Source organism: Nostoc sp. T09, from assembly GCF_002154695.1.
Classification (GTDB): Bacteria; Cyanobacteriota; Cyanobacteriia; order Cyanobacteriales; family Nostocaceae; genus Aulosira.
On record NZ_MTAV01000185.1, the window covers coordinates 1 to 12,368 of the forward strand.

10 protein-coding genes are annotated in these 12,368 nt (G+C 39.1%); 4 read left to right on the top strand and 6 right to left on the bottom strand.

Annotated features, from left to right (window positions below; translation table 11 throughout):
* Positions 1 to 57 precede the first annotated feature (57 nt).
* Together dndD and BV372_RS29690 are read right to left on the bottom strand one after the other, a co-directional pair.
* Positions 58 to 2,043: a DNA sulfur modification protein DndD gene (dndD, locus tag BV372_RS29685; protein WP_086690348.1), complete on the bottom strand. Its 1,986-nt coding sequence runs from the start codon at positions 2,041 to 2,043 to the stop codon at positions 58 to 60.
* Between the two features lie 118 nt (positions 2,044 to 2,161).
* Positions 2,162 to 2,416 (bottom strand): hypothetical protein, encoded by a 255-nt coding sequence (locus BV372_RS29690; protein ID WP_086690311.1) that lies wholly within the window; start codon positions 2,414 to 2,416, stop codon positions 2,162 to 2,164.
* A 124-nt stretch (positions 2,417 to 2,540) separates the two neighbouring features.
* Here BV372_RS29690 and BV372_RS29695 point away from each other — a divergent pair, with 124 nt between their 5' ends.
* Entirely contained in the window at positions 2,541 to 2,786 is a 246-nt protein-coding gene (locus tag BV372_RS29695) for a helix-turn-helix transcriptional regulator (RefSeq protein WP_086690313.1), read from the top strand.
* Positions 2,787 to 2,873: 87 nt separating this feature from the next.
* On the opposite strand, the gene dndC is transcribed toward BV372_RS29695, so the two are convergent.
* The gene (gene dndC / locus BV372_RS29700) at positions 2,874 to 4,508 is read right to left on the bottom strand and encodes a DNA phosphorothioation system sulfurtransferase DndC (RefSeq protein ID WP_086690315.1); all 1,635 of its coding nucleotides are present in this window, start codon (positions 4,506 to 4,508) and stop codon (positions 2,874 to 2,876) included.
* Between the two features lie 157 nt (positions 4,509 to 4,665).
* Here dndC and BV372_RS29705 point away from each other — a divergent pair, with 157 nt between their 5' ends.
* The 3 genes from BV372_RS29705 (at position 4,666) to BV372_RS29715 (ending at position 9,023) form a co-directional block, all read left to right on the top strand.
* Complete coding sequence (locus BV372_RS29705) at positions 4,666 to 6,264, top strand: DGQHR domain-containing protein (protein WP_086690316.1); 1,599 nt, start codon at positions 4,666 to 4,668, stop codon at positions 6,262 to 6,264.
* An 80-nt stretch (positions 6,265 to 6,344) separates the two neighbouring features.
* Positions 6,345 to 7,025 (top strand): hypothetical protein, encoded by a 681-nt coding sequence (locus tag BV372_RS29710; protein ID WP_086690318.1) that lies wholly within the window; start codon positions 6,345 to 6,347, stop codon positions 7,023 to 7,025.
* 6 nt (positions 7,026 to 7,031) lie between these two features.
* Positions 7,032 to 9,023 carry a DNA sulfur modification protein DndB gene (locus tag BV372_RS29715; protein WP_086690319.1) on the top strand — a complete coding sequence of 664 codons (1,992 nt, stop codon included), beginning with the start codon at positions 7,032 to 7,034 and terminating at the stop codon, positions 9,021 to 9,023.
* Positions 9,024 to 9,073: 50 nt separating this feature from the next.
* On the opposite strand, the gene BV372_RS29720 is transcribed toward BV372_RS29715, so the two are convergent.
* From BV372_RS29720 to BV372_RS29730, 3 genes are all read right to left on the bottom strand, one after another.
* Positions 9,074 to 9,535: a DNA phosphorothioation-associated protein 4 gene (locus BV372_RS29720; RefSeq protein ID WP_086690321.1), complete on the bottom strand. Its 462-nt coding sequence runs from the start codon at positions 9,533 to 9,535 to the stop codon at positions 9,074 to 9,076.
* 152 nt (positions 9,536 to 9,687) lie between these two features.
* Positions 9,688 to 10,257, bottom strand: coding sequence for a Uma2 family endonuclease (locus tag BV372_RS29725; RefSeq protein WP_086690323.1), 570 nt, complete (start codon positions 10,255 to 10,257; stop codon positions 9,688 to 9,690).
* Positions 10,258 to 10,327: 70 nt separating this feature from the next.
* Entirely contained in the window at positions 10,328 to 12,217 is a 1,890-nt protein-coding gene (locus BV372_RS29730) for a DUF3370 family protein (RefSeq protein WP_086690325.1), read from the bottom strand.
* Positions 12,218 to 12,368: the final 151 nt, after the last annotated feature.

Below are 12,368 nucleotides of genomic sequence, written 5' to 3' on the forward strand. Positions count from 1 at the left end.
TATTGCCTTTTTGACACCAGTTCACCAGTCTGATTTTGTAACTGGCAACTTGGGTTACTACCAAAAATATCCTGGTTGTATGGTTGTTTGGCGGGTGGTGGAGTTGTATTTGAGCAGGTATTCGTGGGCGATCGCTTCATTTTCTCTCAGTGTTTCAACTTCTTTTTTACCGATTTCTGTATCAGTAGATAGTAATATTACTTGATGGCTGGCGGAAGGAAAGTACTTTTCTACTAAGTTTTGGCGGTGAGAGGAGTCAAGCCTGCCAAGGGGGGTGTCGATTGCTACTGGTAGGCGGAGTCCAGAGACTTTGGCTAGACCCCAAAGAAATGCGATCGCAAGTAGTTGTTTTTCCCCTGCTGACAGGCGATGTTTCGGGACAGGTTTACCATCAAAATCGAAAAGAGATAAGGCAAAGGTTTTGGTATCAATAGCGATGCGATAGACTAAATCAGATTTATGTAGTAGATAAAGGAAACAATTTTTTACCTCTTCTTCTAATTTATTAAGTTTTCTCAGAGTTAGTTTTTCTCGAAAAACTTTCAGCGTTTCTTGAACTTTAGCGGCTGAAGTAATAATATGTTCCCTATTTTTGGTATCAATATTTTTATCAGTATATTCTTTTAATTCTTTCTTGGTTTGTTCGATACTATCTGTTAATTCAGCTAAGATGCGGCGAGTTGTTTCATAATTAGCCTTAGCTAGAGCAACTTGATTTTGTGCTTCTTCCACAGCATTACGCAGTTTTTGATAAGCTTCCGGTTCGGCTGCTGTCTGCATTTGTCTAGCTAAAACAATGAGTTCCTCTTCTATATTCTTGAGATTAGATACTTGTTGTTTTGCAGAAGCTTTAGCATTCTGTAGATGATATCTGACATTATCTAATTGGCTTAAGCTTTCTTCATCTGCTAATAACCAAGGAACTTCTGCTTGAGAGTAACCTGTATATAAATTATCAGCATCATCAGCTAAAAAAGATTGAATCTTATCAACCTGCTCTGAAGTAATTTTTAACTCACTGAGCCATTGAAGTAACCGTTTATCTCGCTCAAGTAAAACGTCTCTAGCTAACTGTATTTGGTGATAGCGAAATTCCTTTGCTCCCTGTGCTTGTACCTGGCTCACTAAATTGGTAATTAACGCCAATGGTAAAACATCAGCAGCTAATTCACACATCGACTGCCTAATATTCTCGGCGGCGGTATTTTTTTCTTTTTGTTGTTGTTCTAACTGATTGCGTTCGGCGGCGATTTTGCCACCTTCAGACACAAATTTATCTAAAGCTTCTCGCTGTACAATTTCTAATTCTTCAATTTGATTTCTGCAAATTGCCAACTTTGCTTCTATAACTTGATAATCTTCTTGCTGTTCTATTAACCTTTGTTCAATTTCTTCTAAATCAGCTAAATCTTTAGTATCAGCAATTTCTTTACGTTTACGGTTGACTAAAATTTCTAAATCTACAGCTAATCTATCTGCCAACTCTAAACCTAAAAGCCCGCGAATGGCTTCAATCACAATTTGCGGTGGTGTTTCCTGCTCTGCAAGTTCTTTAACTTGTTCCCCGTCAAATAAGAATAAGTTAGAAATACCTAAAGGCAGAAGATTTTCTATATAGTCGTCCCAAATATTCACCAGAGAATCAACAGGCCAGGTATCATCATCACCTAAAATTCCTAGTGCATCTTTACCGTCTTTAGGGTTTTTCTCCCAAGTTCTGACAATGCGATATTTTATTGGCTTATCGTCTTCAATATGTTCAAACAGTAATTCAATCCTAGTTTTTTCAGTAGGGTTAGCCTTACTATTAACGCATTGAGTTAAAAAATCTGCGTAGCTGAGATTACCACGAGTAGAGCATTGGGCGCGTTGTCCATATAACGCCAACCGTATAGAATCCATGAGAGTAGTTTTTCCACCACCATTCATCCCACCTAATAAAATAATTGGGCGGGGATTTTCTGCACTTCTAGGATCAAGATTGATTACCTGTCTTCCCGCGTAAGGGCCAAAGTTTTGTAGAACGAGTTCAAGAAATATCATTGTAATTTTAGCGAAGATGAAATAATATTTTCCGCGAATAGAAATCGCCCAATATAATTTCTTTTTTGTAGGGTGGGCATTGCCCACCCTACCATATTTTTCATTACTTGAAATCTAATCAGGTCGTCACAATATGCCTTGTTAATATACTCATGACTTCACCAGGGTTAGAACTGGGCAATAAAGGACTCCATTCGTTGACTTGGGCAAAACCTAGTTTGTAAAGAGTAATAATTGTGTTGTTGACACCTGATTTAGTTCCAAAAATTACTACTTTTACAGGCTCTCTTCCTGGTGTTGTTTCTTGAGAATTATCAGATGACACAATGGGTTTAGGTGTCGGCAATGTATCTACCAAAAAGTTTCTAGTCATTGGGATTAAGATGTTTTCCTAAAATAAAACGTTACGTCCCTTATACGGGACATAAGTATCTTACATCTTTTGTCGCTTATACGGCACATTTACTTGGTCATAAGCCTTTGACACAATCGAAGGCATGGGAAAAGCAGGTAAAGCTCTTAAACAAGTGTTAGAAATCTACGGTATCAGCCAAAACAAGTTAGCAGTGACAATGGGAACTGGTCGTTCAAATGTTCATCGCTGGGTGAATCAGATAATGGACCCCGTAGCTGATGCAGTGCTGGAAATTCGGGATGCCTTAAAGAAAATTAATCCAGCCGCAGCAGAGGAGTTTATCAGGCTTTACTTGGGGGATGCTGACGAAGATGAGAATCATCAGTAGGGGCACGGCATCCACAGACTTAGGGTAAGATAGACAACTTATCGGTGCCGTGCCCCTACAATTGAGATGTTTCCAATTGAAAATCCTTTATGGCTTTGTCTGTTGATTTTTAAATTTCATGCTTGCCCATGTCTTTGTTTCAACATCAGCTTGTGTAATATTGCTGGTGTCAACTGGTGTATCTGGGGCGGTAAAATCTGCTAAAGTTAGCTGCTTGACCTTTTCAATATCACCTTGTTCAACAGCTGTTTTCAAATCTCGTTTTAAATGAGCATTTTTCACTGCTTCATCTTTAGAACGAGAACTGGTAGCAAAGCATTTCTCTAAAGTGTCATAAATTCCCACACGGCGCGACATTTTGCGAAATTGGCGTTCTGTGTCCAAAAGTTTCGCCATCAATTCCAAGTGCATCCCATCATCTGCACAGATTTCTTCTAACACAGCCCATTCATCACTACCTAATAGGCTAAGGTCAGCGCCAGGACGCGGATCTGTGAATTCTTCGCCAGTCACTTCTTGATAAATGCGGGGTAAACTATCATCAAATTCATGTTTTTCTTCCAGCCAAATGCGGCGAATTTCACTCAGTTCTTCAAGAGAGATAAGGGTAATATCGCGCATATTTGCTGGCGCTGTTTGACGAATTTTTGTTTGTGCTTTTAGTAATTCTTTTAACCACGACTCTCGCCAATATTTAGTATATGGTCCTGGTATTGGTTCAACAGAAGTTTTTCCATTCTTATTGCGTTCAAACAGTTGCACATCTCCCCAAATTCTTCGGAAGTCTCTTTTATCTCTATCATCTTGGACATCTAATTGATTGCGAAGCTCTAATAGAGGCTGCATCCATTGTTTTTCTTCATCATTCTGGATCATTGCCTCCATTGATTTATCCTGACTTACCAGTGTGCAAACCCAACAACCAAAACGAGAATCGCCACAGCTGGGAGTTGAGGTATCAATAACTAAGGGACATTCGTTGTCTGCTGTTGCACCTCGATAGAGACTGAATAAGTCTTTATTACTGTTTCCCCAAGGATTGTTGCACTGATTTAGATAAATCCAAACTTCATTGTTACTCCAATCCTCAATAGGAGTATAGATTAAAGAATTAGGCAGACTAGCATTAGGGCTAAGTCGATCCCGTACTCTACCTGCTTGATGCTTTTTCATAGTGGCAGCACGTTTAGCACTTTCTGCTTTACGAGTGCCCAAGACAAGAATTGTTTCGCCGTTAGCTCTAACTATTTGACGGATAAACTGATTGGCAGGATTAATTTTCAAACGTGGTGTACACCAACGGAACTGGTTACGAGGTGCTGGATAGCCTTTACCAATAAGATTTACCCAAAATGTATCTTCAATTACTGGTTGTAGTAGATGTGGCTCAATAGGCATTCCTTGTTCTTTTGCAGCAGATTTCAATTGCTTCATCGATTGACGAACCCAAGCAGAAACAACAGGATTCTCTACCTTAGTATCCGTTGTAATAACATGGATAGTTTTAGTTCTTTTATCTGGAGGGAGAGCCGCGATCGCATTCCAAACAAGCTGTAAAACTGCACTAGAATCTTTTCCCCAAGATACGCCTATAATCCAAGGTATTGCATCTAAACAATACAATTCTTGAATTTCAGTAGTTAGAGCTTGGATCTCTTCCACTAACTCTGCTACAGTACGTGTCTGCTGACCTTTATTTTCTGATTGTTGTGCTTCAGTCATTGCTCCCTACCTTTGGCTATCTGGGCTTTACCTCATTTTTTCTATCTACACGAATCGAATGAACGGGCTGCCAAAAAGTTTTTAAAAACTGCTCAACTAGTATCTAACTTTTTGGACAATATAGCTACACTACATAACTAAGTTTTTAAAAATTAACATGAGAGACACTGCATCTGATCCTACTGCCGATATTGCCAGAGAGTACCTAGACAGAGAAAATAAGGAAAAAGAAGTAATAGCGTTACTTTTAGAGAAATTTTTAGAGAAAAAAGACCAAATTTTCGTTCAAAAAACTGAAATGGGGAGTACAGAGGCTTATGTGGGGTCTGTAACTTTAGAATGGTTTGCGGGTCGGGTTCACTTTGCTTCAGGTTTACCCTTACTGCAAAAGAAGTATAATCCTGAGACTGATAACATCGAAATTGACGCAGATAGTATTGATGAAATTCAACAGCGTCCCTTGGACTGGTCACGCCAAGCACCACTAGTTCAGTATTTAGCAGCTAGAAAAAACCATAAGTTTCCCCCAGTGTTAGTGGTAATTAATCAACCTTGGGTAGATAAACATAAAGCTGCTGAATGGGATAGCGAAGGACGTGCCAGAAACTCTACTACTAATTTTACACCTCTGGATAAAGATGGTAAGGTCGGCTTACTGAATGTTTCTGAGGAGAACGTAACGATTTATGCCTTAGATGGTCAACATCGACTGATGGGAGTGCAGGGTTTAATAGAGTTAATTAAAACTGGCAAACTCCAGCGATATAAAAAGGATAAAACTGCTGATGATAGTTTTATCACAGTGTCAGATTTAATCGAACAATATCAAGTAGATCCTAATTATTTACAAAGCCTACCTAAGGAAAAAATTGGTATTGAATTTATTTGTGCAGTGAATGCTGGGGAAACTCGCACTGAAGCAAGGCGGAGAGTTAGGTCTGTTTTTGTTCATGTTAACTTGATGGCTGCACCCTTAACTAAAGGCCAGTTAGCCCAACTCAATGAAGATGATGGTTTTGCAATTGTGGCGCGGAAAATTGCAGTTACGCACCCGCTTTTAGAACAAAAACCAAATCGTAACCCCCGCGTTAATTGGAATAGTGCAACAGTAGCAGCAAATTCTACGGTTTTGACAACTTTGCAAGCGTTGCAAGATATGTCTGAGAGATATTTAGGTCAAAAATTTCCCCAGTGGAAACCGTTTGAAAAAGGTTTAATTCCCATGCGTCCAGAAGATGAGGAAATTGAACAGGGAATTGCAGAATTCAGCAAACTTTTTGATAATTTGGCAAGCTTACCTAGTTATAAGATTTTGGAACATGAAGATACACCGATTTTACGACGCTTTAGCTTTGAAAAAGGCGGCGGTGAAGGAAATATGCTTTTCCGTCCTGTAGCGCAAGTGGCTTTAGCACAAGCTTTAGGATTTTTAGTTTTTAGAAAAGGTTTGTCTCTAACCAGTATTTTTAAAAAATTACGCAAGTTTGACCAGCAAGGCGGTTTTACTGGTATGGAATATCCCCAGTCTCTTTGGTATGGGGTTTTATATGACCCAAATAAAAAGCGAGTGCAGGTTTCAGGGAAGGAATTAGCTACAAAGTTATTAATTTACATTCTAGGTGGAATTCAAGATTCAATGGAACGTGCTGAACTGCGTAAGGCTTTGGCTAATGCTAGGACTGTAGAAAATAAAACAATTGGTTTTGATGGTGAGTTGGCTGAACTAAAAGAAGTGGGGCTTCCACCTATTCTCTAATTATAAATATTTCCATTTTCTCCCATCTATAAAATTCTTATGCTAACCTGATACTTTAATGTATAAAGGGAGTCTTGTCTGTGGCATGGTTACACGGCAACAATGCTGTGCATCAGATCAGTGAAAATGTTGTGTTGTACGATTTAACCCAGATCCGAGGGGATATATCTATTCTAAGTCGCATTCCGAACAATATTGGTGGTGTGTATGCCTGGTATCGCCGCTTTGAAATTCATCCTGATGCCATAAACAATCCTGACATCTTTGTTAACTCTATTCTTAAAGAACTTTATAAGGATCATTCTGCTGCAAGAGAAACACGACTTCCGCCAGTACACAGAATAAAACTACAACCAGAGACTTATTTTTCTAAAGAGCTTTTACTTAAAGAGTTAGCAACTGATTCTTCTTTTCGGGAACTGCTTTTTACACTTCTAAGCAACTCACTTATATTTCAACAACCACTTTATATAGGAAAAGCGAACAATTTATATTCTCGAATTCGTAAGCATCTTAGTGAAGGTAGCGTTTTACGTGAACGGTTAAGTGCGGCTGGACATAAAATTAATCGATGTAGACTTTTAACAATTTACACGTCATATAGTAATTTAAGCTTTGTTAACGATGATATCAATGAAGAAAACGAGTTAGATAACCAATTTGATGAAGAATATGAAAACTCTGAACTTGCTTCAGATCAATTAGTAGAAGATATATTGTCTAGACTATTTCTGCCCTCATTTACTCTTAGATACGGTTAACAAAAGATGTTGATATTCTCAAATAATGAAGGAAAAACAAGATTCAATAAACCTCTGTATGGTTTAACTGGCGTTTACACATTATCAGAAGGTATCGCACTTCCTTATTTTTTATCGTTAGTTGAAATTAACCGAGCCATTGATGAGCTAAAGATAGCAGAACAAATTCCAGCTTCTTTAGATACAAAATGGTCTCTAAAAGAACTATTTCAACGAGAAATTGATGAAAAAAGAGTAGAAGATGATATTGTTAAAGGCTACCTTTTAGATCCTAAAAAATTGAAATTTTTTAATGCAATTACTATTGTATTAATGCCAAAAGGATCTGATGGCAAGATTCAAGATACTTTTGATGACAATTTAAATATAGCTCCTCCTATTCCTTGGGATGGGACAGATCCAGATGATGAACAATGGAAACACATTCAATCTGAAGTTGCAAACTTTGGAGGTGTTCAATTTGTTTCTGCTGGTATCTCTGCACGACTTCGCTGGGACGAAGATAGAGTTTTAGCCGTAGCCGTTGACGGGCAACATCGCCTTTGGGCATTGCGTACTTTTCGAGAGGATCAAAAATTTCGTGGCGGTACTCTTCGTACACTAGAACAACAAACAAAAATACCAATATTATTCCTTTTACTTCATAACAGTGCTGGTTTCCAGAATGTTCAAAGTGAAGCTGACTATTCAATTCGTGGTATTGCTCGTGAATTATTTACAGACTTAAATAAAAATGCCAAAACTGTAGATAAAGCTAGAGAGCTTATTCTTGATGATAAAAGTATTAGCGCACAATGTGTAAGAACTTTATTAACTGAAAGTACAGGTGAAGATACTAAACATAAACTTCCTCTTTCTTTAGTGAGATGGCAAGATGATTCCAATCGATTTGATAGTTCTTATTATTTAAACTCTTTAGTCCATTTAGATTTGTTGGTGTCGGCAGCATTAGATCTGAAACTGCCACGTGATCCAATGGAAAAGAAACAAGTATTAGATTTTATCAACAGTATTGACTCTGCTCTTGGAATTAATGATGAAAAAGTTCAGTGGGAAGGGCGTTCTCTTGAAGAATATTATGTAGAAGATTATTGTGATGAAGATGGAGAACCTGTAACACCATTTGCGCGAATACCAGAAAATTACCTTGGTTCTGCAATAGAAGGTTTTAAAGATAACTTTCGTCCTTGGCTATTAAAGCTACTACTTGAATTCAAACCATATCGTAATCTTCTCCAGTATGCTCGTGAACATAATTTAATTGAAGGAACTTTTGGTAAATTCCAAGCGCAAACTAGTAAACATAAAGGTATTATCCGTGAACAAGAAATTGCCAGGGATAGTGATTGGCATAGTCGAGAAATACTGACACACCAAAATGCTATTGCTAGCATGAAAGAGAATCAATGGGCTTTCAAAACTATATTTCAGAAAGCAATAGTACGCCTGGGGAAAATGGTTGAATTCAACTATAAGGGAGAAGATAAAAACTTAGGAGATATAAATGATGTATTAAACTTCTTAGATAGGTTATATGATAAGGGGATTCTCAGAGTAGATACTGAGTTACCAGGATATGCTTTTCGATTGTGGACATTTGTAGCTATCAACCCTGGTAATGATAAAATAAAAGTCGCAAAAGCAGTAGAAGATAGGATATTTTCATTATTATGCTTGTGGTACTTTGGTTATCGTAAAACAGAAATTGATATTGCAAATAGTTCTTTAATTATATCAAAGCGTAAACTATTAAATTTTTTTGGTGCAGATACTAATAAAGCTCAATGGCCAGGTTGTACAGATGCCCACAAAACATTATACAAAGGTTTTGATACAGCTGCTTTTTATGGAAGAGACCATGAAAAGATGAGTATTCAGAAAAAAGAAAAATTAGTTCGTGAGAGGTTTTCTGCTGTACTCGCTGTTGGCTTACCAGAAGCATATCATCAGTTATTAGCAAAGCAAACGTCCGATGATGAGGATCTAGATATTGAATGAAAAATTATGAATTAAAAATAAACCTGTTACCGACTTAAAAATTAGTGAACTTATGAGAGGAATTTGCTTAAATTAAATTCCTCTTCTTCATTTTCTTGCTCAAATCTTTCAGAAGTAAGAAGTAATAGCAGTCGCTCAGAATAATCTACTGCTCCATGTAATTCATTTTGTATAATTTCTAGTCCACCATTAGCATACTCTTCAAAAATATGGATGCGTTGCTCATCAGCCATATCATCTTCACCAAGAATTTTAATGTCTTCTGTCTCAGTGATAGACAATAAATTAATTAACACAGCAAAACTACTAGTAAAATATTCTTGTCGTAATGGAGATAAATCTTTAGAAATAACTTCCAAAGGGACTCGCTTTTTATGCTTTGCTCCCAATGCAGCCGCAAAGATCATTACTTCTACATAAGTCTGAAAAGGCCCTGTTGTCTCCTTTGATGCTACGAGAGATTTCACCAACTCAGCCTTATCTTTAGCAACCCTGATTCTGTTTGCAGCCATGACTTAAATAACAAATTTGTGGCTATTGTAACCGAAAGCTAGAGCGATCGCCCCATAGCCATATAATTTTATACTCAGTAAAAGAGCGATCACACTACTTCATCCCTACATCCAAGCGATCGCCCTTTCTTCCCTCTGCGGTTCGGAAAATCTTACATAGGAAATTGCACGTTCTCATACAGCAAAGATATCGGAAAGTGGAAATCAACACTAGTTAAATGCACTTCATCGCCTGCTTCATAAGGGTGTAACTCCCAAAGTCCTCTATCATTTAATCGAAAACAATCTAAACCAATTTTTTCAGCATCAATGAGGACGTATTCTTGCAAAGTTTCAATGCGACGATACCGCGTAAATTTTGCACCCCTGTCATAAGCTTCCGTACTTGGGGAAAGAACTTCGACAATTAAACAAGGATACTGAAGAAATTGAATAGCTTGTTGATCCCGTTCATCGCAACTCACCACAACATCGGGATAATGAAAAGGCCCATTCTCAGTGATACCGACTTTCCCATCTGCCATATTCACACGACACCCACTCCCCCGTAGATGGCTTTTTAACGCTGAAGCCAAGTTTAAAGCAATATCATTATGGGGAAGAGTACCCCCAGTCATGGCAAAAACTTCACCATCAATATATTCATATTTAATTTCTTGACGTGCTTCCCATTGCAAATATTCCTGGGGAGACATATACTTGCTGTCTGGACTCGCAACCATAACCTCATCCCTTCTCAAAAGCCACTTTTCTCAACTGTAACTAAAAACCTCCACGCCTCTGCGTGAGACTTTACCCTTGTGTCCTCACCGTCACCACTTGCGGCGGCGTAGAATCTGGAGGATACAAAAAGTCTACCTGTACTTGTCGCTTTTCCCCTCCTGACATCTTCAACGTCGCTAACGGTTCACCCATTTGTCCCCGACGTTGTACCAAATGCACATAGTGCGTCTTCTCCACACCATTATCATCGGTATAGCGCACCCTCACCGTACCGCGAAAAAATATCTGTTCTACCCGTGGCTTTAAAAACAGTAGCCTATCTGTTCCCCCTTCATCCTTCAATGGAGTATGCATTGATACTGTGACTATCCGACTTTGATTGCTGGAATTTTGTAGCGGCAAAGTCAAATTGTACTCTACACCGTAGTTACTGTGAGCAAAATACGCCGTATCAGGATAGCGTTTCAACATCGGCGCACTCTGAATTTGCCCGGTGCTAAGAGTAATTAAATGTACAGTACCTAAAGGATAAGCAAAAGCTTTCCCTGGTTGTGGTATCGTCAACTCTGATACATTTGGATTATCCGTCAGATTTGCTTGCCATTGCGTCCCTTGAGAGACACCAGCAACCCGACTAAACACCGTAGGTTCTCTAGGAGGGTCGAGAGGGGTAGGGATGGGATCGCGTTTTCCTGCTAAACTGCCTGTATCTAAAAGCTTTTGCCACTCGGCTAGTGTAGGAGGGATAGCGCTATTTTTTGCTAAGTTTGCCATATAAACTGGGCGATCGCTCAATAATCGCATCATCGTTGTGCGACCATTAGAAGAGGGAGCTTGTACAGGAATGGGTAAATTAGCTAATATTTGGGTTTTTCCTGGTTCAATCACCAATTTATCTGGAAAATTCCCTTGCCTATTTCCCCGCAGTACATCATTCATTGTCCGGCTACCAGGCCCAGAGTAAACTGTGCTTTGGGAATTGTCCACCATATCAGGTAAAGCAATAAACGGTGCTTCCTGAGAAAGGTAACTCGCTGCGTGCAATACTTGCAGTGTCACAGATTCATTTCCCGGATTGTGGACAATGATTCCTTGGTAAACAGTGCGGCTTTGGGCTGATGTTTCCGCCCTAACGATATGATGGGCAAATAAATCAAACCTACCTTGAAAGGGATAATTGAGGTGTGCTTCCTTAACTTGTTTGCCATCAGGGGGGAAGGTTGACAGTAAAATTCCTTCAGTAGTTACTAGTTCAGGACTATTGCTGTTAAAGGTGGGGATAGTATCAAGTTTTCCCGGTAAAGGGCGGACTTCTTGCGGATGTACTTCCACGCCAGCTATATATTGTGGTGGTACTGTGTAGATGTTTAACGCCCGACACATCAAGGCGGCTACTTCGCCTCTGGTGGCCCTTTGCTGGGGTTTTAGTTGTTTGACTTGGGGATAGTTAACAACAATACTGTTGATAGTTGCCGATGCGATCGCACTTTGGGCATAGTTAAAAATTTGTGCTGCATCATCAAAATACTGTTGTAATGTCTGCGTTGGGTTAGATAGAGAACTATAATTTTTCGCCCCAGCGATAACACCAATAATTTGGGCGCGGGGAATTGGCTGGTTAGGTTGAAAAACTCCCCCCGGATAACCAGAGAAAAATCCTTTTTGATATGCAGTAGCAATTGCTTTGTTTGCCCAATAATTAGCAGGTACATCTTTAAATGAAGTAACACTGCGCTTGATTGGTGCATTTGGGAAAGCATTCAACATTAATACTGCGGCTTCCGCGCGTGTTACTGTTGCTTCTGGGCGAAAACTACCATCGGGGTAGCCTGTAATTAATTTCCGTTCTCCTAGTTGTTGAACACAATCTTTTGCCCAATATTTTTGAGTATCAGAAAAGGCGAGGGTGATGGGGCTTGATAGGGTGGAAAGGGAGGCGAGTATTAATTTGAGGAGCATTAATAGCGTTAAGTATAAACTAGGGCTATTAAAGCATACAAGAGTAATGTAGACGCAAAGCGGCTTGCCACAGGCTACCACAGAGGCGCAGACAACACAGAGAAGTATAGATGAAATTAACCGCTAATGTACGCCGATAAACATTTGTATA

Excerpts from the sequence above, each read along its gene's own strand:
- dndD (WP_086690348.1), bottom strand. The coding sequence starts at position 2,043 with ATGATATTTCTTGAACTCGTTCTACAAAACTTTGGCCCTTACGCGGGA.
- BV372_RS29690 (WP_086690311.1), bottom strand. The coding sequence starts at position 2,416 with ATGACTAGAAACTTTTTGGTAGATACATTGCCGACACCTAAACCCATT.
- BV372_RS29695 (WP_086690313.1), top strand. The coding sequence starts at position 2,541 with ATGGGAAAAGCAGGTAAAGCTCTTAAACAAGTGTTAGAAATCTACGGT.
- dndC (WP_086690315.1), bottom strand. The coding sequence starts at position 4,508 with ATGACTGAAGCACAACAATCAGAAAATAAAGGTCAGCAGACACGTACT.
- BV372_RS29705 (WP_086690316.1), top strand. The coding sequence starts at position 4,666 with ATGAGAGACACTGCATCTGATCCTACTGCCGATATTGCCAGAGAGTAC.
- BV372_RS29715 (WP_086690319.1), top strand. The coding sequence starts at position 7,032 with ATGTTGATATTCTCAAATAATGAAGGAAAAACAAGATTCAATAAACCT.
- BV372_RS29720 (WP_086690321.1), bottom strand. The coding sequence starts at position 9,535 with ATGGCTGCAAACAGAATCAGGGTTGCTAAAGATAAGGCTGAGTTGGTG.
- BV372_RS29725 (WP_086690323.1), bottom strand. The coding sequence starts at position 10,257 with ATGGTTGCGAGTCCAGACAGCAAGTATATGTCTCCCCAGGAATATTTG.
- BV372_RS29730 (WP_086690325.1), bottom strand. The coding sequence starts at position 12,217 with ATGCTCCTCAAATTAATACTCGCCTCCCTTTCCACCCTATCAAGCCCC.